The following is a 26,817-nucleotide window of genomic DNA, read 5'->3' on the forward strand; positions in this document are numbered from 1 at the left end:
CTGAGTGGTCAAGTGCTAACCAGTATAGAGGCATAACCGCCCTAACAAAGTTCGGAAAACCACCCTTCATGGACTGGCTACATCGGCTCAGTATATATATCAGCAGTACGTCAAATCATAGGGAATTATTGCTGGACTGGCTGCTTTCTAACTCAGTTGGTTCAAGATTTAGTCCTTTATACTCTCTTTAAATTTCTTGTAGTTATACGGAGCCAGCACCTACAATGGCAAAAGTAGTTGGAATTGACTTAGGTACTACAAACTCCTGCGTAGCAGTTATGGAAGGTGGTAAACCTACAGTAATTGCGAATGCAGAAGGTTTTCGGACAACACCTTCAGTCGTAGCGTTTGCGAAAAATGGCGATCGCTTGGTTGGGCAAATTGCAAAGCGCCAATCGGTGATGAACCCAGAAAACACATTTTATTCAGTGAAGCGCTTCATTGGTCGTAAATTTGACGAAATTACCCATGAAGCCACTGAAGTGTCTTACAAAGTGCTACGCGACAGTAACAGCAATGTAAAATTAGACTGTCCTGTAGTAGGCAAACAGTTTGCTCCTGAAGAAATTTCAGCGCAAGTTCTCCGCAAACTGGTAGAAGACGCTAGCAAATATATTGGTGAGACTGTAACTCAAGCAGTTATTACCGTTCCTGCATACTTTAACGACTCTCAACGTCAAGCAACCAAAGATGCTGGTAAGATCGCCGGCATTGAAGTACTGCGGATTATCAACGAGCCGACAGCCGCTTCTTTGGCTTACGGTTTTGATAAGAAAACCCAAGAAACCATTCTGGTATTCGACCTTGGTGGTGGTACCTTCGACGTATCCATTCTCGAAGTGGGCGACGGCGTATTTGAAGTGTTAGCAACTTCTGGAGACACTCACCTTGGTGGTGACGACTTCGACAAGAAAATTGTTGACTACTTGGCAGAAGAGTTCAGAAGGCAAGAAGGGATCGATTTGCGTAAGGACAAACAAGCTTTGCAACGTTTGACTGAAGCTGCAGAAAAAGCAAAGATCGAACTTTCTAGCGTTACCCAAGCAGAAATTAACCTGCCTTTCATCACTGCTACCCAGGATGGACCAAAACACCTGGATATGACGCTGACTCGTACTCAGTTTGAAAAACTCTGTGCTGACTTAATTGAGCGCTGTCGCGTTCCTGTAGAAAACGCAGTGCGTGACGCTAAGTTAAGCAAAAACGACATTAACGAAGTTGTATTAGTTGGTGGTTCTACCCGTATTCCCGCAGTACAACAGCTTGTTAAAACTGTGTTGGGTAAAGACCCCAACCAAAGCGTAAACCCTGATGAAGTCGTAGCTGTTGGTGCAGCAATTCAAGCAGGTGTGCTTGGTGGTGATGTTACTGGTATCTTACTGTTAGACGTAACACCACTGTCTCTAGGTGTTGAAACCTTGGGCGGTGTCATGACCAAGATTATCCCTCGCAACACTACCATTCCTACCAAGAAGTCGGAAGTTTTCTCTACTGCCGTGGATGGTCAAACCAACGTGGAAATCCACGTTCTCCAGGGTGAACGGGAAATGTCAAATGATAACAAGAGCTTGGGAACCTTCCGTCTTGATGGTATTCCCCCAGCACCACGTGGTGTACCCCAAATTGAAGTTATCTTTGATATTGACGCCAACGGTATTCTCAACGTGACTGCAAAGGACAAAGGTACTGGTAAGGAGCAATCTATTAGCATCACTGGTGCTTCTACCTTAGATAAGTCCGAAGTTGACCGCATGGTCAATGAAGCTGAGAGAAACGCTTCTACCGATAAAGAACGTCGCGAGAAAATTGACCGCAAGAACCAAGCTGATTCCTTGGCATACCAAGCTGAGAAGCAGTTAGAAGAATTAGGCGACAAAGTTCCGGATGCTGATAAGACCAAAGTAGCAGGTTTGGTCAAAGACCTGCGCGATGCAGTGGCTAAGGAAGATGACGAGCAAATCAAGAAGGTTATGCCCGAATTGCAACAAGCACTCTTTGCTGTTGGTAGCAACATCTACCAACAAGGGGGTGGTGATACTTCTGCAAGTAGTAGTTCTTCTTCTAGCACCTCTGATGGCGGCGCTTCCTCAAGTGGTGGCTCTGGTGATGATGTCATTGATGCCGATTTCACCGAGTCTAAGTAGGTTGGGTTGAGGAACGAAACCCAACATAATCGGCAATCTGTTGTGTTGGGTTTCGCAGCCGCTTAACCCAACCTACGTATTACCCTCAATACAATTTAAAAATGCCCATTCAAGATACTCTTGGATGGGTATTTTTATGACAGTTTTTAATATTGAAATTTTGTAAAAATTCTATGCAGCGATTATTTAAGAAAATTGATATTACTTTATACGGTTTTCATAGCAAAATTTATTCAAAAATGGGAACACTGAATATTAACAGCTAAGAGTTTGTACTCTAAGATGAACCTACAAATGAATATACAGCAGTGGTTTCCAGTTATCAAATGGTGGGTTTGGATTGCTATAACATTATCGTTTCCAGTTGGTGCGGGAGGATGGGGAGTTGTTCAACTCTTACAGTTGCCAGAACTTCCGGATTGTTTATCAGAAGCAAGTAGGACTTCTGCTTCTACAGTTTTCTACTGTGGCAAAGCGATCGCAGATGAACAAGATGTAGATAAGTTGTATCAAGCCATAGAATTAGTGAGTAGCCTACCTGCGACGCATCCCCAGTATCAAATGGCTGAACAGTTGACAGAACAATGGTCGCAGGCAATACTGCGATTGGGTGAAAATGCCTTTCAGCAGGGAGATATAGATAGAGCAGTTGATATTGTTAAAAAGATTCCGGACAGTGTTCCTACTTATAAATTAGCAGATAACAGAATTAAACTATGGAGATCTGTATGGTCAAAAGCTTCAGTAATTTATGAAAAAGCTGTAGCCAAACTAGAGAAAGATGATCGAGATAACTCGTATATAGCATTAACTGAAGCTCGAAAACTTCTAAAAATCGGGAATGATTATTGGGAGACAACCAAGTATCAAGAATTAGTGGCTCAAATTCAAGATATTAGAGAGAAACAGGAAGAGCGAGCGGCAGAAGAAGAAAAATATCGTCAATCAATAGCCAAACAAGAACCGGAGAAAATCGAGAATTGGGAGCAAGAGCAAGAAACACAAGATGTTGCTTATTTAACAAGAGCTAGGAACTTAGCCAAGTCTCAAAAAGTTGAAGAAATGATAGATGGCATTAGTGAGGCTAGCATGGTGAGTTATGGTCGTCACTATGATGAAGCACAAAAACTGATTGCTGTTATCAGACAAAATATAGAAATTGTTGATGACCGCTCCTCACTTGAACAAGCTAAAAAACTTGCAAGTCGTGATGATTTGATATCTGTACAAATGGCAATTAATGAAGCTAGTTTGATTACAAAAGGGCGTCCTCTATATAAAGAAGCAAACGAGCAAATTGCCAAGTGGAATGCGAAAGTATTGAAACTGCAAAACAGTGACCAGTGACCAATGACCAGTGACATTAATTAATAAATTTGTACCTAGAGTAAGGTGCTTCATCACAAGCTAGCTTCTAAACTAAACTTGGTACTGATTTTAGACTTATTTAGCAGCACCAAGTAATTTATTCATACCTTGCAAACAATGGCATACCCACAAGCACCTTGGATACTGAATGGCTACGCTCTCCTGACCGGACATTTGGTAAATATTGAGCGAGTGCGTCACTTGATACCGAAAGAGTTAGAAATTATTACTGTGTTACCCGGTAAAACTCTTGGTGGTGTATATCTATCCTATTATGGACAAGGATCTGAATTGGAGTATAGCGAGTTAATTGTAGTTCCGGCGTTTGTGGGCTATCAAGGAAAAGTTGGTGGGTGGGTTTCCCATATATATGTGGACAATCCAGACTCAGTTGCTGGTGGTCGAGAAATTTGGGGATTACCCAAGGAAATGGCAGAGTTTACTTGGGAAAAAGGCGAACAAATCACGGTCCGCCAGGGAGAGCGAACATTGGTTCTCATTTTTCTATTTTTAAAGCATAGCAAGTTAGCTATATTTAGACAGCTTTGCTTAATCTTAAGCTAATGTAATTTTGTTAATTCTATTAGTTTGGTTCAAGATTTATGGATGTTAATACAGATACTATTGCAATCGCTTGATATATAAATATTCTATTGATGAATGCTTTGCGAAAGCAATGTTTAGCCAAGACAGAATTCAAAAATGCAACTGTTGAAACTATCCGATTAAAACTCTTGAAGCTAGGGGCAGTGATTACTATTAGTAAACGACGAGTTGTCATCGCGATTAGTCATGCTTGCCCTTATCACGAAATTTTTGCAAAAGTTTATGAGCGTTTATCCCAACTGCCTTGCCCTGGCTAATCATGACCTAACTAAATTCATAAGACATAGCTAATTCTAATTTTTTATAACTGATGTTTTGGGTTATTTGACTTGATTTAACCTAGAAATTGCTCTGTCAATTTTGATTATTAAAAGTTTTGACTCTCAGTAGAAATCAATTTTAGTGTATTTTTTATATTTTAAGTGAATCGCATTATTACTTAGACTCACCTATAGTCTTTAGGGAATTTGATGATGTATTAATTAAATTTTCCTAAAACAGGCTAATCCAAGTGTTTTTTTCTCACTCGTGAGAAATCTGGGTTTACCATCGGATTGAATGGTGTAGCAAATTTTATCGCGCTTACTTAAGCCAAGAATTTTGCGAACGGCATCGGGGACTGTAGTCTGATAGCGATCAGTAAGGCTAGACTCTACACATATAATTTCTGTTACTGCCATAGAAAATTAATTTATTTAAGATTTCTTTTAAAGTAATGCATTTGCATTGTCTTGTCAAGAGTGCAATTTGGCGGGAATGTACCATAACTTGCTATTGCCAATACTCCCCTGTCACTACGCTACTTGAGCCACTGCCACGAATTCAAGTTTCCAAACAATCGCAGGAATTACAGATCTGACTATACTCAATTTTATGCAATCCACTTGTTGAATAGCATAAATCAAGCGGTAAAAGTTGCACTTTTGTGCCAGTTAATTGGTAATTTCTTGTAATTCATTTAATCGCCAAGGTCTTAAAATGGGTATTTCACCAACATTAGCAGATTCAAAATAACTCGTTTTCATTATGTTTAGCTACTCCCTCCTAAAGATTAATTAAAAGTAAGTAATGATTTCTTTACTAGACAATGTAGTTATATTTGCTACTGTAATTGCTATCCCTATTATTTTACGGCTAATTATTTCCAGACACTTAGCACAACAGGCTCTGCGCTGGTGGTATCAGAGGCAACATTTGAGAATGTGTCAAGAAGCTGAGTTAATTCGCAATAAAATGTTACAAGAATTATTTGTCCTCAGACGACATATTGAATTATCGCGGTTAAGCTGCTCTGAAAGTAAGTTTGACGAAAAAAATCTCGATCGCATCCAAAAAATACATTCTTCGCTGATAGACTTGAGTGAATATTTTTACCCTGCTCACCTTGATGATGGTTTACCATTGGCAATCCGTGCTTTTGTAGAATCACGGCAGTCACACTTGTTTAACTTAAATATACAACTGGACTTACCAGAGACATGGAATCAAGGATCTGAGGAAATAAATCGTATATTATTAATGCTTTTGCATGAAGCTATTGAAATTATCAACGATCATAATGCGAGTTACTCATCAATTTTGTTAAGTTTAAAACAGGAAAAAAGGTACAGTGAGCTTAGATTAAAAATCTCTAGTACAGTCAAGTTTAATCATCATGATTATTCTGCTTTACAAACATTAAATTATTTATCCCATATTTTTAAAACTTTGACTGGCGGAAAATCTGGGTATCAGCAAAATGAATTTAGCCAGATATGGTATTTTTATTGGTAGAGGCAACAAGGTTTTAATTTTCAAACCATAGTTTTCTAATGGAAGGACTGAAAAATGAATCAAATGAATTCTCAAGAAAGTAAATACAATTTTTTAATTGTCGATGACCAAGAATTAGTTTTATATGCAACTATTGATCCTCTCAGACAGCACTATCCTGGAACTGAAATAATTCAAGCAAAGACGGCTCAAGAAGCATTGAAATTAGTCGCGCAAAACAATCTAGATTTAGTTGTTGTTGATTTATCGATGCCTGAAAATAGCGGACAATCAGCTAGAATTGATGCAGGTATTGAATTGCTCAAAAAATTAATGGAGCAGTATCCGACAATAAATATAGTTGTTCAAAGTGCTTATCCTCGCTCTCTAATTCGCTTAAAACCCATCATAAATAATCATGAAGGTGGTTTTACCGTTGCAGATAAAAGTTTACCAATGAACGAGATGCTAACAAAAGTAGATTGGGCACTTAGAGGATTAAATTATACACCAAAAGAGATGCGTTCTGGCTTAGAAATGAAACCAGAGTGGCTAGAAATGTTACAACTAGCCTTTAAAGAAGGATTCACTGATAGAGCAATTTCTGAACAAATGCGGATAGCTGAACGAACAGTAAGACATTACTGGACAAAAATTCAGGATGCGCTTTCTGTGTATCCTGAAGTAAATAAAAACTTGCGAATTCAAACTGAAAGTCGAGCTAGGGAAGAAGGGTTGATTGATTAGTCATTTATTATATTGTTCGGAGTCCTGTTGAAATTAGTTTAGATGCTAAAAACAGATGTTTACAAATTTTTGGAGAATAAGTAATTCCGGTTTTCAAAAACCTGTTGACATTATTGCTGAAACTGTAGCAATAGGTTTTATCATAATAGCCCGTTTGTTTGGAGGATTTGAATTCCTTGAATTATATGTGTTTGATACATTTATGCGTATACGTCCCCAAGAAAATCCAGATGAGAGGATTTTAATAGTAGGAATAAATGAGGATGATATCCGCAACATCGGTCAATATCCGATTCCAGATGGGAAACTTGCATTATTATTACAAGAGTTACAAAATTCTCAACCTGTTGCAATTGGTTTAGATATATATCGAGATTTAGCTGTACCCCCCGGAAGTAAAGAATTAGCTAATACTTTTAAACAAGCAAAAAATCTTATTGGGGTTGAAACAATTGTTCCTGACATTAGTAAGAGAAAAGTTAATCCTCCTCCAACATTACTGTCAGAACAATTAGGTTTTGCTGACGCTGTACCCGACAAGGACGGGAAGCAAAGACGAGCTTTATTAGGTGCATCTAATGCAAATGATGAATGGCGATTATCTTTACCATTACAATTAGCACGAATTTATTTAGAAAAGCAAGGTATTAAGTTAGATAGTATTGACGGTGATGAGTATGGAATGAGATTTGGTGTGACAGAATTACCACGCTTCCGTTCCAATTCCGGTGGATATATAAAAGCAGATGCTGGTGGTAGTCAAACCTTAATTAATTTTCGCGCTCATCCTCAACCTTTTGCTATTGTTTCTCTGAAAGACGTTGTTAATAAAAAAGTCTTACCAGAGAAGATACGAAATAAAATAGTTTTAGTAGGGATTATGAGTCCTAGCGCCAAAGATTATGTAGTTTCTGAAGCGATAAAATTGAAAAACTATAGCAAAGACCCATTAATTTATGGTGTTGAAGTTCAAGCACACGTTGTCAGTCAAATAATTAGTGCTGTAGAGGACAGAAGAACTTTATTAAAAACCTGGTCAGATGGGGGAGAGTATTTGTGGATTGTATTTGTTGGGTTTGCAGGAATTTTTCTAGGACGTAGCATTAACTCTTCCAGAAAACTCGTTTTGACTATTGGTATCATTAGCTTGATTTTGGTTGGTATTTCTTATCAATTATTAATATTCGGGTGGTGGCTTCCGATTGTTCCCTCTATTTTAGTTTTTTTATGTAACGGTTTGGCGATCGCAGTTTTTTCCAAATACGACGAAGCTTTACGCACCAGGATTCAAGATCGTCAAATAGTTATTGACTCAGTGTTTGAAACAATTCACGGTGGTCCTCTACAAAAGTTGAGTATGATTTTGAGAAATCTCGACGGGGATGAAAAGTTAGATAAACAGATATTATCTACTGATTTGAGACAGCTTAATCAAGAACTGCGGCAGGTACATATACTGTTACAGAGGGAAACTTCTACTAACGGGGAGATTTTTTATTTGCGAGGAGAACAACAATTAAATTTACAGCAACCAATTCATGAAGTTCTCCACCAAGTTTATTTTGATGTTTTAGAAAGAAATCACCCAGAATTTAAGACTCTTAAGATTAAGATAGTCAATTTTCAGCGACTTGACGAACGCAATCTAAGTATTGAGCAAAAACGGGGATTGTGTCGGTTTTTAGAAGAGGGATTAACTAATGCGGGTAAATATGCACGGGGTATGACTCGATTAGATATTATCTGCAAGCAAGAGCAGGGTTTTAATGTGATTCGAGTCAGCGATAATGGTTGCGGGATTCAAGAATCGAACCGGGAACATCAAGGTTTCGGAACGAAGCAAGCACAGAATTTAGCAAAGCAATTAAGGGGGAAATTTCAACGTTTTGCAAATTCTCCCAAGGGGGCAGTTTATCAACTTATTTGGACTGCTAGGAAATTTAATTTTTGGCGTTTGTAGTTTGGTAAATCTTGGAAATCAACAAATAATGATGTGTAGAAAAGTTTTGATATAACGTTTCTACTGTTTTTATATATTATAACAGAAGCATAATTTAGTAATGCAGATTTATGCAATTAAAATGGCATAAACCATGAAAGGAATATATAAATAATTGATTTAATATATAAACAGTTAGCGGAAAGGTTAATTTTTATAGTTTACAAGAATAAAAACTAGTTCTAATTAAGTATTGGGAAACATTGATTATGTATTTACGTAAATTATTTTTAATTTGTACAGCTAGTTCACTTGGATTATTTCTCGCACCCTTAAAAACTAATGCTGATACAATTTCAGATTATTACCGTCAAAGTAATTTTGCTGCTACTCTAGTACAAATAGAACGTTGGAACTCCTACACACCCAGACAAAAACAGCTATCAAGAAAAATTGGAGAAATTGCTAATGCTTATTACCAAAAGACAGGAAAACATCTTCCTATCACCACTCAATCTATCAGAATTATTATGAAGTCTCTAAGTGCAAACCCAGAGGAAGCTGCTTTTATTCGAGATAGAATGATGGCAAATAGTAACGCACAAGCAGTTATACCAAGGGTAGATAGGCTTATTAATCGCACGCGGAACTTTTTAGGTTGTCTAAATACTGGTGGAAGTGGTTGTATTCCTTAAATTAATTATGGGCTTTGTCTGTATAATATTTTAGAACCTTCCAATTAAAATACATACAAAAAATACAATTATGACAATTAGCAACAGAGCCATGAATAAACAATTTTTAGTGATTTCAAGACATTTACTGAATCAACTGCTAATAGCTAGTGTTTCCAGCTTATTTATTGTCAATACAGCATTAGCTTATAATCCACCCAAAAAGCCATCCCGTCCAAGAACTACGACTTCCAATGCAATCAGAAATGATCTCTGTTTGCAAAGTACAGAATATAATTTAACTGTACTTGCTCCCGTTGGTCACATTGGAGAAACTATTTCCCAGCAACCTATATTTGCTTGGTTTCTACCAAACAGCAAACCACGTAAAATGGAATTGAGTGTTTTTGAGTATGTTAATGATGCAAGAGGTAAAAAAATTAAAAGTTTTCAGCTTGACAGCCAACCAGGTCGTATGATGAAGTTCTCTCCTAATTCAGAAGGGTTTACTTTTGAGTTAGGAAAAACCTATCTTTGGCAAATATCACTGTTGTGCGATCGCAATAATCCGATGAAGGATATTTTTGCTGAAGCTGTCATTCAAATTGTACCCAAGTCCCCTGCTTTAGTAAGTCAGCTTGGTCAAGCAAATGACCCTCTTAAAAGAGCGAAAATTTATGCAGATGCTGGATTATGGTATGACGCTTTTGCTGAGGTTTTAGAAAACCCCCAAGGAAAAGATTTTATGTTACAAATGCTGACTAAGTTAAGTAAATTAGAAGCAGAATCTGCTGGTGATGCTTCTGAAAAATGGTTAAAAGATAACTTAGAAGCACAAGCTTCGCAGCTTGAGAAAGTGGTTGCAAGGGAAAAGTAATTTATCAAATATTGAGAATTTGATAGTAGTGAAGAATGCGGTAGATATCTACTTGCATTCTTCATTTTTTGTAGTTTACATCCAATTCCCTATTACTACCAAAGAAGACCAAAATCCAGGATGATTGTATCTGCTTGCTGGTGTACCTGCTTGGAGAAAAGTTTTTTGGACAGCTTGTAAAGCTTCTGCTCTACCCATTGTCGGGTGGGAGTTTAATTTTTCGTAAAAATCATTTGCGAATATAACTGCAACTTCATCGTTTAAAGCCCATAATGAAGCTATAGCGGATTTTGCTCCTGCTTGGATTGCAATCCCAGCTAATCCTAATGCAGAACGATTATTACCAATAGCGGTTTCGCAAGCAGTTAATGTCAGAATTTCTAATGGTTCTCGGTTGCGAGAAATTTGACGAATGAGTTGGTCTAATTCATTAAACTGGAGGATTTGATTGTTTCCTTTCTCATCTTTATCCCCCATAACTATAAATGTATTTTTTGGTTCTGTACCAAACTTACCATGAGTCGCAACATGCAGAATAGAAAACACCTGTTGACCGAGTTGTTGCTGCAAATTCTCTCGTGTCAATTCTCTATCCACCAACTTTGTACCAGGAATTTTTTCGATCACTCCGTCTATTTCCCGCTTCACACCGTCAAGTTCTGCAAATGAGAACTCATTCAGCTTCGGTTGTTCGCTCAAACCTAAAGCTAGTACGCGCAAATTTCCCCGATTTAAAGGTTTTGAGTCAGTTAACTTTAAACTGGGGGTAGTTGCGATCGCGTATTTTTCTATTAAAAACTGTTGACCATCGTGGAGTGCAGACATGGGAACGCTACGTAAGATACCATCATGGATAAATACCAGCTTGTTGATTTTTGCAGGATTGAGTTCATTATGGAAAGGTGCAATCATCCAATTGTAAATATCTTGGCTGATTTTTAGGTCATAATTATCCCGAACTCTCTGTAAACTGCGACGAAAATTATTAATTTCTTCGTTTAAATTTTCCTTGGATATCTTGTACCATTGATATTTGTTGTTTTGACCCGGTAAGCTTAAAATTATTGCTGTCTTATTCTCAAAAATTACTGTACTGATAACAGCAGTTTTGTCATCCTGTATTTCCGGTATTTTTGCTTGCTTCTGGATAAAATCATTGATATTACAGTCATTACCAAAATAATTTTGTAATTCTGCTAGTCTCAGACCGTCAATTGTATTTAAAGCTGAACTAAAGTTATTGTTTTTCTGATTATTCTTATTTTCTAACGATGATTTCCTTGATATTGGTAATGGAGTTTCCAAACTTAGCCTCATCTCCACCAAATCGCGGTAAATTGGCTCAATAGTATCCCGAAAATCAAATTGAACATCTCGATTTGCAGTGAGAATATCTTGACGAATAGTATCTAGAGTATTTAAGGATTGTTCGTAAGCAGCGATCGCTAATTCCAGATTTCCTTGTCTTTTAAAAATACGTCCAGTTTGCCACTCCCACAAATATAAACTATCTGCAGCATTTAAATCTTGTTCTGCTGTTAACCGCGCTTTTCTGGTAAATTCTAGCGCTTGTGAATATTTTACCCGACATTCATAAATATGTCCCAATTGACCTTGTGCAAAAGACTCCGCACGAAAATCTCCATTTTTTTGAGCAATCTTCACTGCTTGTTTGAGTAAAGTTTCAGCTTGGGGAGAATTTTTTGAATTTACACATTCATATTTACCACCCAACTTTCCTTCTTTTGTTTCACTTTGGATAAACCGCGCCAAATTTATCGCTGCATAAACCCTAGTTTGATTTTCTGGTAATTTCTCCAGCAAACTCATCGCTTGTTTTAAATTATCTCTGGCTTGATTTATATTACCACTGCGATAATAAATTGGAATTAGTGTTTGTAAAATTTGTACTTCCCGTTGAAAATCTTCCTGATTTTTTGCTAGCTCTCGGCTTTTTTGTAAAGAGATAATTGCAGCATCATCTTCCGCTTTTGCTCGCTGACGAAACCTTGTCTCCGCTTGCTCCGTATCAGCTCCTTCACTAGCTAGATCGGCACGGCTATAATTTAATAAAGCCAAGCTATTGTGAGCATTCCCTAAACTGTGATTGATGGAAGCAAAATAATTAGATTTCCTTTGTTTCTCAGCTAAACTCAAACTTTGCTTGAGTACCTTCACCGCTTCGTCGTAATTTCCTCGCAGTCGATAGGTATCCCCTAAAATCCCTAAAGCTGTAATTTCTCCTTCTACATCTTTGCTGCTACGAGCAATTTGTAAAGCACTATCACCTGCACAATTTTTCGCTTTAATATCGGGATTGCACACCAAGTTTAAAGCCTTCTCTGACTGCCCAATATGATTGTAAACCTGGGCCTGCTCCGCTTTTAATCGCCCCCACATTTTCATATTACCAACTTGAAGGTAATGCGCGATCGCTCGTTCCCAATTGTTCAGCGATTCCTGCATTTTCCCCGTCTGGTAATAGGTTCTCGCTAAATTTTCCCTGACTACTACCTCATCGGATGGATTTTTAATCTTCTCCTTTAAAGCTTTTTCCCACAATGCGATCGCACCTGTTAAATCTCCTGCTTGGTAGCGTTCTACACCTTGCTCCACTAGTTGATTAGTCGCTTGAGCGTTAACTTTCTGTCCAGTTACTGTAGTTTTATTTGTAAAATTTACATTTCCCAACCACAGACAAAAGGTGAGACTGCACAGAAAAATTATTCCCAAAAAGCGCCGGATTTTTGACAGGGGACGTATATTTAGCTGCATGGTTTTATGAAGCTTAGATAAAGCTTTTGTGACAAGAAAATGAGTCCTTACCAATCCATATATCGGTTTTTGTGGATTTTGGCAATAAATATAAATTTTTTTGTAAAAGATTCACTAAGTAATTTTGCGTATGGTATTTTATTTGTAAGCAAAAATACTAAAAATTTATAAGAGTTTAACGCCGTGCTGAAGAACAGCTTGGTAAATTTGGTGCTGAAATGCGGAGTAGACATCCTAACTCCTGTAGGGCTTATATTGCTAGGTTGTGGGAGTGCGTTAGCGGAGCTTAACGAAGTGATCGCTCAAGTGCAACCTGATGGTAGCTTGGGTAGAGAAAATTCAATTATTAATTCAATTGATTCCCTCAACCAGCGTGTTGATGGTGGTGCGATTCGCGGAGCTAACTTGTTTCACAGTTTTCAAGAGTTTAATATTGGTGAAGGTAGGGGTGTATATTTTGCCAACCCAGATGGAATAAACAATATTCTATCCCGCGTCACTGGTGGTAATGCTTCTAATATTTTTGGGAAATTGGGGGTATTGGGTGGTGCGAATTTGTTTTTACTTAATCCCAATGGAATCGTATTTGGGGAAAATGCGAGTTTAGATATTCAGGGTTCCTTTGTTGCAACGACTGCTGATGCAATTGAGTTTGGGGAACAGGGGAATTTTAGTGCGACTCAACCGCAACAAAGTCGTTTGCTTTCCATCGCACCAGGAGCATTATTTTTTCAGCAAGTGCGATCGCAACCGGGGAATATTGTCAATCGCGGGAATTTGGCTGTAGGTAAGGATTTTACAGTTGCTGCTGATAATTTAGATTTACAGGGACAGTTACTTGCTGGGGGAAATTTGAACTTGCAAGGGACTAGTATTATTGAGTTAAAGAATGCAGAAGCTAAAGGTAATAATGTTGGTATTCAAGCTGGCTCATTAAATATGAGCCGCAGTTTGATAGAGGTAAATTCTTCTAGTCAGGAAAAAACTGGCAGCTTGTTTATCAAGCTGATACAAGCAGTGATAACAGAGCCGGTGATATTAATATTAATACTCGCGATCTTACCTCCCTGATTGGTGATGGAACTGCTATTGGTACCACTACTAGAGGTAAGGGAAATGCAGGGAATCTGAGGCTTAATACAAACTACTTAATAGTTAGAGACGGAGCTTTGTTAGCAGCAGATACTACTTCTAACAGTAGTGGTGAGGGAGGAAGTTTAAATATTAATGCTTCTAAAAGCATTGAAATAATTGGAACAGCAAAAACAGATAACAGTCCTAGTGGTTTAACTACTGAAACTAGAAGTTCTGGTAAAGCAGGCAATTTACAGGTCTCGACAGGACAACTAATAGTACGTGATGGTGGAACTATATTGGCTGAAACTAGCGGAACCGGAAATGCGGGAAATATCAGTATTAACGTTGATAATCTCTTAAACATGAAAACAGGGAATATTTCTACAGCTTCTACCCAGTCTTCCGGAGGTAATATTCAGATCGAAGCTGGAAATATTCGCTTATTTGATGATAGCGATATTACTACTTTTGTGAGTATTGGCGAAGGTGGAGGTGGAAACATCACCCTCACAGCTAACTCTATTATCGCCCTCGATGACAGCGATATCCTCTCCTTTGCTCGTGACGGTAAGGGAGGTGACATCAAATTTAACACCGCAGGCTTTTTCAGTACACCCCTCTACCGTCCTACTCCTCCAACTACAGATGCAAATGCTTTAGATGCACTTGACGGTAATAACCGCGTCGATGTCAACGCTTCCGGTGCAGTTAGTGGAGCCATTACGGGAGTTCCAGATATTACATTTATTGAAGAGAGCTTGACAGATTTACCCAACAATCAAATAGATACCAACGCTCTCATCGCTAATAGTTGCATTAACCGCACAGCGAACCAAAACAGCACCTTTTTCATCACTGGTAAAAGTGGTATCCCCATCCGTCCCGACGACGCACCGCTTCCTCATCATTCTACAGGTTCGATTCAGTCTTTACCTACTGTAAATAACCGTCCAAGCTGGAAAATTGGCGATCCGGTTGTGGAACCGACGGGGGTATATAAATTACCGAATGGGAAGTTGATACTGAGTCGGAAGTGTAGTTAAGAAAAAACCCGATTGTGAGATAAATCGAGGTTATCAAGGTCTAAATTGGCAGTTATATGAACTAGTAATATCTTCTATTTTTCCTCCAATTTGTATACTGTTGGTTAAGATGTTCTTGCCAGCGCATTTGTTGCCGCATTCTCACATTATATTCTTTACAAGCATTTATATTGCCATTCACACAAGCTTGACTGAGTTGATTTAGATCCTCCCTTCCGCACCCTCAGTGTCACAGACGAAAAACTGCAACTAAAATAGTACAAAATAACTAAGTTGAGAAGAGAGTTCAATCAAATTGCTTTGAGTATTATTAATGGGTTGATTCACAGAACGTCGATCTTGCCCTGAGCAGCCTACGAAGGAAATGAAAACTAGCAAAGAACAAATGGCTAAACTCTGAACTGACGAACTTTGCATGATAATTCTTCAGAAATAAAAAATATTTACCTGTCAGAATACTACATCGGTCTAACTACAATTTTTACGATAAATTGCCGCAGCCTCCTGCCTCACCCGTCGAGATGGATTATTTTGAGCCATCTGTAAAATATTCGCACATCCACCAGGTCGGACTTCAGAGCGTTGCACCGAGGTAGGTCGAGAACGTGAGTTTCTTGGAAAGACAAGGCGAGGTCTACACACCAGTTTTGTTCGCCTGACTTGCCGCTTTAAGAATGGATCGAAATAAGTTTCAGTTTCGTTCTTACAAGTGTTTCGTAGCTCCTGCCTTGCTAATAGAAATGAACCCTGCATCAAGCCGTTGCTTTCTGAATGCGCGGGAGCATTAATTAAAAATGAGAGTCCTGAAACAGTTAATGTACTTCCTAAAGTTAATAGAGAAGTAACAAGTAGTTTCTGTAACATATTATTTCTCCTGGAATTTGGATTATTTTTCTTACTCGACAGGTATTTGTTTACCTCACACTTATAAGAATAAGAAGAATTTTTTGAAGATGCATTCACCATTTCTGCCTTTTGATTTGCAGAAAACTGCAATTTTATGAAAAACATAAACCGATAAAATAAATGAATTGAACGAACAATAAACAGCATTGTACTTTTGTGTTTGGTGGATAAATATGTATGCAGGTTTCTGCCAAGACTTTCAAAGCTACTGATTCCGTGGAATTAAATAATTCTAGTAAGTTATCTATAGATACAATCGAAAATGGTAATGCGGGAAGTTTGGCAATCGAAACCAAAAAGTTAACTATTAGAAATGGCTCCAAGGTATCATCTTCTACCCTTGGTGGTAGCGGAACAGGCGGAAATTTGGAGATTAACGCCTTCGATCTAGTTGAAATAACTGGAACAACACTAGATGGTTTAACGAGTAGTGGTATTGAGGCAAATACTCTAGGTTCTGGTACAGCAGGTAATATTAAAATTAATACTAGTAGGTTAATTGTCCGCGATGGTTCTAAGGTTTCATCTTTTACCGTACTTGGAAGTACAGGGAGCGGTGGAACTGTAGAAGTAAATGCCTCTGAATCTGTGGAAGTTAGTGGTATTCGCCCTAATTTATTAGCTTCCAGTAGTTTAGATACCAGTAGTGATGGGACAGGAAACGCTGGCAATGTAAAAATTTTTACATCTAAATTAATGATTCGCGATGGTGGACAAGTCACAGTTTCGACATCAGGGGTAGGTTTGGGTGGAAATTTGCAGGTAACTGCAACTGACTCTATTGAAATTAGCGGACAACTTTTCAATGGATTTTATCGAAGTGGAATTTTGGCTCAGAGTAGACCCATTTTTACCGAAGTCGCAGGAAAAGGGGGAGATATCGAAGTTATGACTCCTTCTCTAAACATCAGTGATGGAGGTCAAATCAGTGCTACAGCTTTAGGAAATGGCGATGCAGGGAATATCACCATCAACGTTGATAATCTCTTAAATATGAAAACAGGCGATATTTCTACTGCTTCTACCCAATCTTCTGGAGGTAATATTCAAATTAAAGCGGGAAACATTCGTTTGTTCGGAGACAGTGATATCCGCACCAACGTCTCCAGTGGTGAAGGTGGAGGTGGAAATATCACCCTCACAGCTAACTCTATTATCGCCTTTGATGACAGTGATATCCTCTCCTTCGCTCGCGACGGCAAAGGTGGCGATATTACCTTTAACACCGCAGGCTTTTTCAGTACACCCCTCTACCGTCCCACCCCTCCAACTACAGATGCAAATGCTCTGGCTGCGCTTGATCGTAACAATCGCGTTGATGTCAACGCTTCTGGTGCAGTTAGTGGAGCCATAACAGGAGTTCCAGATATTACATTTATTGAAGAAAGCTTGACAGATCGCTCTTTGCCTACTGCAAACAGCCATCCAAGGTGGAAAATTGGCGATCCGGTTGTGGAACCGACGGGGGTATATAAATTACCGAATGGGAAGTTTATACTGAGTCGGAAGTGTAGTTAAACACATCAATTTTACCTGAGTTTTGAAGATTACAGATTTATGCCATCCTGTTGTCCCCTAGCTGCAAGTTAATTGGCAGAAATGGTGGTTGAATGTCATAGTTGTTTTCCCTACTATTTAGTTACATTACGGGAGCAACAAATGATTTGAAACCAATAAAAATTATGAGTTGTTACTGATGTCACTGTATTGTATTCAAGGAAAAAATCATGAAATTAATTGAAAAAAACTCTCTGTTCTCAGACATTTCTGCTGAAGAATCTACAGTTTTTAATGGTGGTTACGGAAGTTATCCTACTTACGAACCCCGCGTCGTCTGGGACCCTAGACTGGGTAGATATCGCATCAAAATGGTTTTAGTTTTACGCTGGCGCTAAAAGCATTTTTGAAGCTAGATAAAATCTGGATCGCAAAGTGAATTTCTAACTTCAATTTCCACAAAACAAGAGAAATAACATATAGATTTCTCTTAGTATTTAAGGCATCTTTCATTATCAAAGATGCCTTCCCTCAAAAAATCTCCCCCATACCAACATCTCCTCCCATGAAATACGCTAGCGTTTTACAACATAGTGAAGAAGATTGTGGTGCAGCTTGTCTGGCTTCTATTGCTAAATATTATGGACGTAATTTCACTATCAACCGCATCCGCGAACTGATTGGAACTGGACAAACTGGAACTACTTTACTAGGTTTAAAGCAGGGTGCGGAAAATCTTGGTTTTAATGCACGTACTGCAAAAGCGTCTCCAGAAATTATCAATTGCATCCACGAAGCACCTTTACCTGCAATTATCCACTGGAAGGGTCATCACTGGGTTGTTTTGTATGGAAAAAAAGGTAATAAATGTGTTGTAGCCGATCCTGGTGTGGGTATTCGCTATCTTTCTATGCGGGATTTAGCGGAAGCTTGGTCGGATTGGGTGACTTTACTGTTAGAACCAGACCCCGTGCGATTTTTTGAACAATCTGATGATAAGGTGGGGGGATTTGGTAAGTTTTTAAAGCGCACTTGGAATTACCGCAATGTCCTATCTCAAGCATTAATTTTAAATAGTGTTTTGGGTTTGCTTTCCCTTGCTTCTCCGTTTTTGATGCAGATTCTTACAGATGATGTATTGGTGCGGGGTGATACTAAGTTACTAACTACGGTTGCAATGGGAGTTGCGGTAATGACCTTGGTTGGTAGTGTATTGGGGTTAGTACAATCGAATTTAATTGCCAATTTTGCCCAGCGTTTGGAGTTGGGGTTAGTATTAGAATTTGGACGGCAGATTTTACGTTTGCCTTTATCTTATTATGAAGCGCGGCGCAGTGGGGAAATTACCAGTCGTCTCCAAGATGTCCAAGAGATTAATCAGTTGGTTTCCCAGGTTGTAATTAGTTTACCCAGTCAGTTTTTTATTGCTGTTATTTCTCTGGCTTTTATGACCTTTTATAGTTGGAAATTGACAACAGCAGCGATGTTTTGTGCTGTGATTATGACCCTTTCTACGGTTGTCTTTTTACCTTCTCTACAGCAAAAGACACGTAATGTTTTAGTTACAGAAGCTGAAAACCAAGGTGTATTAGTAGAAACCTTTAAGGGGGCAATTACTCTCAAAACTACTACAGCAGCACCGCAGTTTTGGGAGGAATTTCAAGGTCGATTTAGTCGTTTGGCGAAGTTGACCTTAAGTACGATTCAAATTGGCATTATCAATAATAGTTTTTCCAGTTGCGTTTCTAGTTTGGGTGGAATTGCATTGCTGTGGTTTGGGGGAATGTTAGTTACCAATCCAGCCGAAAATTTAAGTATTGGTCAACTGTTAGCTTTTAAAGCAATGAATGATAATTTTCTCGGTTTAATTAGCACGGTTGTCAAGTTTGTGGATGAATTTACCCGCGTGAAAACAGCGACTCAAAGGTTAACGGAGGTAATTGACGCAACTCCAGAAAATTATGGCGATCGCAACAAAGCTTATGTAAATATTTCCGATAATGCGGAAATTGAATGCAGTCATGTGAACTTCCATTATCCGGGACGAATGGAGTTATTAGAAAATTTTTCTGTCACTATTCCTGGGGGAGAAGTAATTGCTTTAATTGGTAAATCTGGTTGTGGAAAAAGCACTTTAGTGAAGTTACTTTCGGGATTGTATAATTCTAAATCGGGTAATATTAGTCTGGGCTTATATAACTTACAGGATTTATCTTTAGATTGCTTGCGTCAACAGGTAGTATTAGTTCCTCAAGAAGCACATTTTTGGAGTCGTTCAATTGTAGAAAATTTTCGCTTAGGGAATTCACAATTATCTTTTGAGCAGATAGTTAAAGCTTGTAAAATTGCTGAAGCTGATGAATTTATTCGCAAACTTCCCGATAAATACCAAACTGTATTAGGAGAATTTGGTGCTAATATCTCTGGTGGACAGCGACAAAGATTAGCAATCGCTAGAGGTATTGTCAATGACCCACCAATTTTGATTTTAGATGAGTCAACTGCAGGACTCGATCCAGTAAGTGAAGCCCAAGTCTTAGATAAATTATTAGCATATCGTCGCGGCAAAACGACAATTTTAATTAGCCATCGTCCGCGCATTATTAACAGGGCTGATTGGATTGTTTATTTGGAAGATGGTGCTGTAAAGTTACAAGGTTCTCATGCTGATTTACGTAATATTGAAGGACAACATTTAGATTTTTTAATACATTGATGGTTAGATCGCAATATCTTGATGAATATTCTTCAAATATTTCTTGATTTCATCCTCAAACTTATCAAATCATTATTGCTATCATGGTTACTTTCCCTCCCATCAAAAGATTGAATACAGACATCGATCGTAAGTCAAATTATCCCCAACCAGAGGAAATCCCATTTTTGCGTCCCGTTACTAGCGAAGAATTTATTCCACCTACAAGTCGCTGGATATCAATCACTGGATTTGTCCTCACAGGAACTATTGCGATCGCAGTCTTAATGGCTTGGACAATTAAGTACAATGTGACGGTAAAAGCCGCAGCTACAGTCCGTCCTGCTGGAGAATTACGTGTAGTCCAACCAGAGATTGAAGGCGCAATTAAAACGATTTTAGTTAAGGAAAATCAAAGTGTTATCAAAGGACAAATTATTGCTCAATTAGATAACAGCCAGCAAGAAATTAAAAAAAGTCAATTACAAGGTAATATTCAACAACTCAATTTGCAAATTGTCCAAATCAACGCACAAATTCAATCTTTAAATACCCAAATATTAGCTGAGGAGCAATCCATTAATCGAGCGATTGTAGCAGCAGAAGCTGAGTTAGCACGCAATCAACGGGAACATGAAGATAGGAAAATTACTACCCAAACTGAATTATTAGCAGCAGAAGCACAACTGCAAAAAGAAAAAGCTGATTTACAAAAAGCTCAAGCTGATTTAGGATTTGCTCAATTGGAAGCAAACAGATATCAAATATTGCTCAAATCTAGTGCAATTTCTGCTAACGAATTTGACAAAAAACTACTAGCTGTTAAACAAGCTAAATCTGCACTTGCATCAATGCAAAAAACAGTAGATATCGCTCTAGCTAGACGCAAATCCTCTCAAACTGCTCTCAATCCCAGCAACGCAACAGTTGCGATCGCGCATCACTCAACTGTATATCAACAATGGTTACGAAACCTCTGGTGCTTTTGTACTCAATGACCAACCCCTAGAAACCAGTGTTATCCACATTCAAGTTGTGGAGGGGGAATTAGAAGATATAAAAATCGACGGTTTAAATCGGTTGGAACCCAGTTATGTCCGCAGTCGGTTGCGATTGGCTACCAAACGACCCTTAAACCGCAGACGTTTGGAAGAAGCATTGCAACTATTACAATTAGACCCGTTATTGCAACAGGTGAATGCAGAGTTAACCGCAGGTAGCGCTCCCGGTCGGAATATTTTACAGGTACAGTTAAAGGAAGCACCTGCTTTTCATGCTGGGATTGCGGTGAATAATAACCAATCTCCCAGTATTGGGTCGGTGCAGGGTAGCGTGTTTTTGCGTCATGATAATTTAACTGGATTTGGGGATAGTTTCTCGGCGGAATACGGACTCACTGATGGATTGGATATATACAGCTTTGCCTACAGTTTACCCATAAATGCCCGGAATGGTACTTTGAATGTGCGCTATAGCAATAATAACAGCCAAATTATTGAAGATACCTTTGATGAGTTGGGTATCCGTAGCGACTCAGAGACGCTTTCGTTTAGTTTTCGTCAACCTTTAGTAAGGAAACCGACGACGGAATTTGCTCTTGGTTTAGGTTTGGATGTGCGTCGCAGTCAAACATTTATCCTAGATGATATTCCCTTTTCCTTTTCCGAGGGACCAGAAGATGGTAAATCTAGAGTTAGCGTGATTCGTTTTTCCCAAGATTGGGTAAAGCGGGATGCGAAAAAAGTTTTAGCTGCGCGATCGCAATTTAGTTTTGGCATTGATGCTTTTAATGCAACAGTAAATGATTCGGGAACCGATGGACTATTTTTTGCTTGGTTAGGACAGTTTCAATGGGTGCAACAAATTACACCCAGAACGATTGTTTTAACTAGTCTTAACGCGCAGTTAACCCCCGATTCTTTGCTCTCACTGGAACGGTTTAATTTGGGAGGTGCGGATACCGTTAGGGGTTATCGGCAGAACCAGATCGTATCAGATAACGGAGTTTTGGCGACAGCAGAATTACGAATTCCCCTCACCAAAAATCCCCGACAATTGCAGTTAAACCCGTTTATTGAAATGGGTGCGGGTTGGAACAATCGCGGAGATAATCCCGACCCCGGTTTTATTATTGGCACTGGTTTAGGGGTACAATGGCGACCAATTCGCGGTTTAGATGTACGGGTTGATTATGGTATTCCTTTAATTGCAGCTAACGATGAGGGAAATTCGTTGCAGGAAAAAGGTTTGTATTTCTCTGTGCGATATCAACCGTTTTGAAAAATATCTCAGAAGTCGGGTTTCTATAATGTTAGAGATAATCTCCGACTTTCTAAGATTTAGGACAGCAATTCTAAATTCAAAAAATCAGGACGTATTGTCGGTTTTCCAAGATGTGGACTAGTAGGTAGTGAGAGTACGGATGTCGTTGAAGAAGGTCTTTCTGGTTCCCCGACGCTGCCTGATTTGTTGATAGGACGGTTCTACCAACTGCAACACCATATGAAAGAGAAAAGCCAACAAGTTGAGTGTTACCAGGATACTGGACAGATGTTTTTGACCATGACCAAAATTGTGTTCTAAGTGGTAGCCCTTAGTTTTAAGTACGTTGTGATTCTCGTTTTCTACTTTCCATTGAGCACGTCCGGCGGCAACAACTTCAGCTACGTTATCCGCTTGAATCTGATGCCGAGTCATAAAAGCGTTGCGATAAATTACCGAATCATCCGAGCCTTTGGTGAAGGTAAGTTCACACCAGTTAACCAATAAAGCAGGTTGTGTATCTCGTAACGGGATTTGGTTAACGTAGCGATAGCGGTAAATCTCCTGATAACGACTATTCCATCGTTTCGTTTCTAAAGTTTGAACCATGCCATAGTTATTTGTGCTTCCTGTCAAATTTTGAATTTAGAATTGCTGACGGCATTAATTCTATTTTGACATTTTGGAGCATATGTGAGTCCGACGTATAAGATGTATAAATATGTACACTGATTTAAAGTTGCCAGCATTACCCGCTTTTTTAGCTCTTTCATGGATGTTATGCTACTAAAATTTAGCGATCGCTATTCCATATACGGTAACATATTTGACCTCTGGATGGGGTAACGCCGGGTGGTTTCATACCGTTAGAGAAAATCCTCAACTCTTATTTTTCCGTTCTTTGTCGATTAATAGATTGTGAAGAATAAACGAAATTTCAAGGCTTTCAAATTATTCTTTCGTCGTATGAAACCACCCTGGCTCCGAAAATTTTCAAGAGGGGTCAACTTCCTCATCTGAAAATGGAACCCGATCGCTTTCCGGCAAGCTTCTATTTAGCTCTTTAGCAATTGTGTATGCATCAATTGCATTGTACTGTTTGAACAAATGATTACAAACAACAATCTCGCAAGAATACCCTGGCTTGAGTGATGTTATAAACACTCTTGCTCTTGGATTAGTGAAGACATCGCACCTAGTAACTTTAAATTCTACGTACCAAACGTCATACCCAAGGTATTTCACTAAAGCAAATACCTTAGCAGCGTATAACGCTTGCTCGTGTAATTGTGTGTAATATTCATTCATCCTAAAAAGTTATTCGCGGTTCTTACATAGTACACTTGTATGCCGACAAGAGAACAACTTTACTTCCAAAAAAAGTCCAAAGGTGCTTTTCCAACAAGACTTGATTCTTGGGTAATTTTGCGATCGCTCAGTTCCATAACCCGTGTGCGTATTTGTCCGTGCATTAACAGAGGAAGGTGCTACTGCCTTTAAATCCGGTAGTGGGCGCAGTTCTTTCCTGCGCTTTCTTATTATTCAGTTTCTCTCGTAACTCCTGCTCCACCAGTAGAGCTTCTATTTGGAACCTTATGATAATCCTACTATATCTCGTGCAAGAAAATTCAGAAACTGCCCAAGAACAGGATCGCTCTGGGTCTGCTCGGCGCGAGAAATTACTACTTCACCATCGGATTGAATGGTGTAGCAAATTTTATCGCGCTTACTTAAGCCAAGAATTTTGCGAACGGCATCGGGGACTGTAGTCTGATAGCGATTGGTAAGGCTAGATTCTACACATATAATTTCTGTTACAGCGTTGACGTTCTCAGTCAGTTGCTGGATGTTAGATAAAGTTAAAAGTATTCTGAGGAGAGATGTCAGCCAAAGACTTATTTCATGATGCTGTCAAACGAGCACTAGTAAAGGAAGAGTGGATAATTACAGCCGATTCGCTCATAATCAAGATTGAAGGTGTGAAGTTTGAGATTGACTTAGCAGCAGAAAAGATATTAGGAGCTGAGAAAGCAGGGCGAAAAATCGCAGTTGAAGTCAAAAGTTTTCTAAGTACTTCGGCAATTACTGACTTTCACGTAGCTTTGGGACAATTTCTCAACTATCGGCTTGCCTTGCAAATGAAAGAACCAGACAGGACGCTTTATCTAGCAGTACCTTTTGATACTTTTAATACGTTCTTTCAAGAACTGTTTGTTCGAGAAGCGGTCAAGTTTTACCAACTAAAGCTCGTTGTCTACGATCCAATTAAAGAGGAGGTCATTGAATGGAGAGAATAGAATACTACCGCCAATGCATCCGTAACTTGCTAAGCGAACAAGCATCTATGGAAAATAGTAACCCAGATGTTGAGTGTCAGTTAATGTTTGATAAAGAACATGACCATTATCAATTACTAGATATTGGTTGGGAAGGACTGAAGCGAGTGTATAACTGTTTTATCCATGTGGATATTAAAGATAGCAAGATTTGGATTCAGCGCAATACGACTGAGGTAGATATTGCCCAAGCATTAGTAAAGATGGGAGTATCAAAGGAAGATATTGTCTTGGGATTGCATCCGCCCTACAAACGTCCGTATACAGGGTATGGTGTGGCGTAGGAGAGAATATTGCTGTTTTACTAAGAAAAGGCGTTGCATACAGAGAGGGAGAATTAGCATTCTATTCCTTACTTGCAAAGCACGTATCTATAATGAGACTATGGAAAATACTGGGTAAAAACAGGTGAAATTATGCAGGCTATTTTTTGGACTGTAGAGGAAGTTGCTCAAAGAGCAAAACAGTTTTACGAGCGGGAGATTCGTCAAAAGGTTCAATGTCATAAGATTCTTAATTAGATATAACGCTCTATGAGCTAAATGGTTAAGTTACTGGTCATTCGTGCGATCGCTGCTTAATTTGCTAATGGTTCTATAGGACTAATATTTGATTTCTGAAAAAGCTCCGTACATTTGAAGAGTGGTAAAATCAAAGGTAGTGTGTTGCATAAACCACTCAAACATCCACTTTAGATGAGAGAAGGAAGGGATCAAAGCACAGAAACGCCGTACCCATGTTTTGGCTTGTAACCAAATATCCTCAATTGGATTTTGCGATGGGCAATTAGGAGCGAAGCGCACACAGTGAATTTTCCACTGGTCTTGAGACAAACCTTGGTTTATCTCGCCTAAAAAGTTTTGAACTAGATGTGAACGATGGTAAGAAGCACCATCCCAAAAAAGAAGTAATCTTTGGTTGGGGGACTGATCTAATAAATAACGTAGATAATCAATCGTATTTTCTGAATTACCTGCGTTATATGCTTTGAGTAGTAAGTTACCTTGGAGATAGTCAACCGCCCCATAGTATGTCTGTTTGTCTCGGACATTAACAACTCTCACGGCTATTTCAGTGTCAGTTTTTCCCCAGACATATCCACTTAAATCTCCCCACATTAAATGACACTCATCGAGCAGTAATACTCTCAACTTTCCTGCTTCGATTTCCTCCTGATGGCTTGCCAATAGTGTTTCAATCTCTTTTTTTTGCCGCAACAGCATCCTCGCGACTCTTTTGGATTCAAAGAAGTCGTTTTTTTCCAACTAATTCCTGCGGCATCAAATAAGTCATAATAGCTCCGTTTTGACTCATAAGTCACATCGTATTCAAAAGCCAATTTATATTCAAGTTCCCCAAGCTCCCAACATTCTTTTGTCTGCAACCAACTTAAGACTTCCTCTCGTTGTTGAGCACTTAAGTAGCTTTTTCTTCCCTTGTGGTTTAGTCCCAGTCCCGAAATTCCATATTCCTCGTAGGCTTGTTTCCAGCTTGTTATCGAACCAAGTGACACATCTAAAATTGTTTGAATTTCCTCATACTTGTAGCCTTGATAAACCAATTTCACCGCCAAAGCTTTTCTCACTTCACGGGCATCTGGGCGTTTATCTATAAATTCTTGTAGTTCTGCGATAGGGCTTTAGCCCTTAGCGCTTACGCTATCGCAGCTTGTAGATGCTGGTTTCTCATTGTTCGCTGTTAGACAGAGATCTCACTACGTATTATCTCGTAGTTTTTTTCAGAAATCAAATATGATTCCTATATACGTTTCTAGCAGTAAGCCGAGAGTTCTTTTCACGTACTCATGCAACGGACCAACTGGGGACATAATTTCTAAAATTCCAGATAAATAAGATAGCCGGACACTGCGGTTATCGATGAGTTGTGCCTCAATTCCTTTAAATTGCTCCCAAGTTACGTCTCTTAGAGTTACCAATTTTTCTTCTACAGTACGGTCTAAAAGGAAAGTATCCATAAATTTAATTATTCACGGCATTAATTCTATTTTGGCATTTTAGAGCATATGTGAGTTCGGCGTATGAGATGTATAAATATGAACACTGATTCAAAGTTGCCAGCATTACCCGCTTTTTTAGCTCTTTCGTGGATGTTATGCTAC

At 38.8% G+C, this 26,817-nt stretch carries 24 protein-coding genes and 2 pseudogenes; 18 read left to right on the forward strand and 8 right to left on the reverse strand.

Annotated elements, in window-relative coordinates; all coding sequences use genetic code 11:
- Positions 1 to 224 precede the first annotated feature (224 nt).
- The 4 genes and pseudogenes from dnaK to WA1_RS04080 form a co-directional block, all read left to right on the forward strand.
- Positions 225 to 2,144 (forward strand): molecular chaperone DnaK, encoded by a 1,920-nt coding sequence (gene dnaK, locus WA1_RS04065; protein WP_017743340.1) that lies wholly within the window; start codon positions 225 to 227, stop codon positions 2,142 to 2,144.
- Between the two features lie 294 nt (positions 2,145 to 2,438).
- Positions 2,439 to 3,491: a hypothetical protein gene (locus WA1_RS04070; RefSeq protein WP_148662611.1), complete on the forward strand. Its 1,053-nt coding sequence runs from the start codon at positions 2,439 to 2,441 to the stop codon at positions 3,489 to 3,491.
- A gap of 138 nt (positions 3,492 to 3,629) precedes the next feature.
- Positions 3,630 to 4,004 (forward strand): annotated as a pseudogene (locus WA1_RS04075) (acetoacetate decarboxylase family protein); the annotation flags it as partial.
- A 149-nt stretch (positions 4,005 to 4,153) separates the two neighbouring features.
- A pseudogene (locus WA1_RS04080) lies at positions 4,154 to 4,375 on the forward strand (transposase); the annotation flags it as partial.
- 225 nt (positions 4,376 to 4,600) lie between these two features.
- Here the strand turns inward: WA1_RS04080 and WA1_RS04085 are convergent.
- Positions 4,601 to 4,798, reverse strand: coding sequence for a type II toxin-antitoxin system PrlF family antitoxin (locus tag WA1_RS04085; RefSeq protein ID WP_051077043.1), 198 nt, complete (start codon positions 4,796 to 4,798; stop codon positions 4,601 to 4,603).
- A 388-nt stretch (positions 4,799 to 5,186) separates the two neighbouring features.
- Here WA1_RS04085 and WA1_RS04090 point away from each other — a divergent pair, with 388 nt between their 5' ends.
- From WA1_RS04090 to WA1_RS04110, 5 genes are all read left to right on the forward strand, one after another.
- Positions 5,187 to 5,891 carry a hypothetical protein gene (locus tag WA1_RS04090; protein ID WP_017743335.1) on the forward strand — a complete coding sequence of 235 codons (705 nt, stop codon included), beginning with the start codon at positions 5,187 to 5,189 and terminating at the stop codon, positions 5,889 to 5,891.
- 54 nt (positions 5,892 to 5,945) lie between these two features.
- Positions 5,946 to 6,617 (forward strand): response regulator transcription factor, encoded by a 672-nt coding sequence (locus tag WA1_RS04095; protein WP_017743334.1) that lies wholly within the window; start codon positions 5,946 to 5,948, stop codon positions 6,615 to 6,617.
- 55 nt (positions 6,618 to 6,672) lie between these two features.
- Entirely contained in the window at positions 6,673 to 8,577 is a 1,905-nt protein-coding gene (locus WA1_RS04100) for a CHASE2 domain-containing protein (protein WP_017743333.1), read from the forward strand.
- Positions 8,578 to 8,825: 248 nt separating this feature from the next.
- Positions 8,826 to 9,251 (forward strand): hypothetical protein, encoded by a 426-nt coding sequence (locus WA1_RS04105; RefSeq protein ID WP_017743332.1) that lies wholly within the window; start codon positions 8,826 to 8,828, stop codon positions 9,249 to 9,251.
- A 91-nt stretch (positions 9,252 to 9,342) separates the two neighbouring features.
- Entirely contained in the window at positions 9,343 to 10,107 is a 765-nt protein-coding gene (locus tag WA1_RS04110; RefSeq protein ID WP_017743331.1) for a DUF928 domain-containing protein, read from the forward strand.
- A gap of 75 nt (positions 10,108 to 10,182) precedes the next feature.
- Here WA1_RS04110 and WA1_RS04115 read toward each other — a convergent pair whose 3' ends face one another.
- Positions 10,183 to 12,882 (reverse strand): CHAT domain-containing protein, encoded by a 2,700-nt coding sequence (locus WA1_RS04115; RefSeq protein ID WP_017743330.1) that lies wholly within the window; start codon positions 12,880 to 12,882, stop codon positions 10,183 to 10,185.
- 183 nt (positions 12,883 to 13,065) lie between these two features.
- Here WA1_RS04115 and WA1_RS04120 point away from each other — a divergent pair, with 183 nt between their 5' ends.
- Entirely contained in the window at positions 13,066 to 13,953 is an 888-nt protein-coding gene (locus WA1_RS04120) for a filamentous hemagglutinin N-terminal domain-containing protein (RefSeq protein WP_051077041.1), read from the forward strand.
- A gap of 98 nt (positions 13,954 to 14,051) precedes the next feature.
- Complete coding sequence (locus WA1_RS04125) at positions 14,052 to 15,002, forward strand: S-layer family protein (protein WP_017743329.1); 951 nt, start codon at positions 14,052 to 14,054, stop codon at positions 15,000 to 15,002.
- Positions 15,003 to 15,470: 468 nt separating this feature from the next.
- Here the strand turns inward: WA1_RS04125 and WA1_RS04130 are convergent, their stop codons facing one another.
- Entirely contained in the window at positions 15,471 to 15,866 is a 396-nt protein-coding gene (locus tag WA1_RS04130; RefSeq protein ID WP_148662612.1) for a hypothetical protein, read from the reverse strand.
- A 219-nt stretch (positions 15,867 to 16,085) separates the two neighbouring features.
- Between WA1_RS04130 and WA1_RS04135 the strand changes: the two genes are divergently transcribed.
- The 5 genes from WA1_RS04135 to WA1_RS04150 all read left to right on the forward strand — a co-directional run bounded on the left by WA1_RS04135 (position 16,086) and on the right by WA1_RS04150 (position 22,380).
- A complete protein-coding gene (locus tag WA1_RS04135) occupies positions 16,086 to 17,426 on the forward strand; it encodes an S-layer family protein (RefSeq protein WP_017743326.1) in 1,341 nt (446 codons plus the stop codon).
- 209 nt (positions 17,427 to 17,635) lie between these two features.
- Positions 17,636 to 17,803, forward strand: coding sequence for a hypothetical protein (locus WA1_RS56595; RefSeq protein WP_017743325.1), 168 nt, complete (start codon positions 17,636 to 17,638; stop codon positions 17,801 to 17,803).
- Between the two features lie 167 nt (positions 17,804 to 17,970).
- Positions 17,971 to 20,121: a peptidase domain-containing ABC transporter gene (locus tag WA1_RS04140; RefSeq protein ID WP_017743324.1), complete on the forward strand. Its 2,151-nt coding sequence runs from the start codon at positions 17,971 to 17,973 to the stop codon at positions 20,119 to 20,121.
- Positions 20,122 to 20,204: 83 nt separating this feature from the next.
- Positions 20,205 to 21,098: an HlyD family secretion protein gene (locus WA1_RS04145; protein ID WP_017743323.1), complete on the forward strand. Its 894-nt coding sequence runs from the start codon at positions 20,205 to 20,207 to the stop codon at positions 21,096 to 21,098.
- The gene (locus WA1_RS04150) at positions 21,028 to 22,380 is read left to right on the forward strand and encodes a ShlB/FhaC/HecB family hemolysin secretion/activation protein (RefSeq protein ID WP_017743322.1); all 1,353 of its coding nucleotides are present in this window, start codon (positions 21,028 to 21,030) and stop codon (positions 22,378 to 22,380) included. The genes WA1_RS04145 and WA1_RS04150 overlap by 71 nt, the downstream gene beginning before the upstream one ends.
- 120 nt (positions 22,381 to 22,500) lie before the next feature.
- Here WA1_RS04150 and WA1_RS04155 read toward each other — a convergent pair whose 3' ends face one another.
- From WA1_RS04155 to WA1_RS61270, 3 genes are all read right to left on the reverse strand, one after another.
- Positions 22,501 to 22,998, reverse strand: coding sequence for a hypothetical protein (locus WA1_RS04155; protein WP_201789066.1), 498 nt, complete (start codon positions 22,996 to 22,998; stop codon positions 22,501 to 22,503).
- A gap of 357 nt (positions 22,999 to 23,355) precedes the next feature.
- Positions 23,356 to 23,670, reverse strand: coding sequence for a hypothetical protein (locus WA1_RS04160; protein ID WP_017743320.1), 315 nt, complete (start codon positions 23,668 to 23,670; stop codon positions 23,356 to 23,358).
- 285 nt (positions 23,671 to 23,955) lie between these two features.
- Positions 23,956 to 24,261, reverse strand: coding sequence for a type II toxin-antitoxin system PrlF family antitoxin (locus WA1_RS61270; RefSeq protein WP_336389839.1), 306 nt, complete (start codon positions 24,259 to 24,261; stop codon positions 23,956 to 23,958).
- Here WA1_RS61270 and WA1_RS04165 point away from each other — a divergent pair.
- Entirely contained in the window at positions 24,243 to 24,659 is a 417-nt protein-coding gene (locus tag WA1_RS04165; RefSeq protein ID WP_017743318.1) for a XisH family protein, read from the forward strand. The two genes, WA1_RS61270 and WA1_RS04165, sit on opposite strands and share 19 nt — an antisense overlap.
- A complete protein-coding gene (locus tag WA1_RS04170; RefSeq protein ID WP_017743317.1) occupies positions 24,647 to 24,982 on the forward strand; it encodes a XisI protein in 336 nt (111 codons plus the stop codon). The genes WA1_RS04165 and WA1_RS04170 overlap by 13 nt, the downstream gene beginning before the upstream one ends.
- 318 nt (positions 24,983 to 25,300) lie before the next feature.
- Here the strand turns inward: WA1_RS04170 and WA1_RS54615 are convergent.
- Positions 25,301 to 26,331 (reverse strand): IS630 family transposase gene (locus WA1_RS54615; protein ID WP_148662614.1). Its coding sequence is split into 2 segments (ribosomal slippage): positions 25,301 to 25,926 and positions 25,926 to 26,331, totalling 1,032 coding nucleotides; the frame shifts between segments, so codons are not numbered across the junction.
- A 105-nt stretch (positions 26,332 to 26,436) separates the two neighbouring features.
- Entirely contained in the window at positions 26,437 to 26,673 is a 237-nt protein-coding gene (locus WA1_RS04185; RefSeq protein ID WP_017743313.1) for a PDDEXK family nuclease, read from the reverse strand.
- Between the last annotated feature and the right edge of the window lie 144 nt (positions 26,674 to 26,817).

Source organism: Scytonema hofmannii PCC 7110, from assembly GCF_000346485.2.
Taxonomy (GTDB): Bacteria; Cyanobacteriota; Cyanobacteriia; order Cyanobacteriales; family Nostocaceae; genus Scytonema; species Scytonema hofmannii.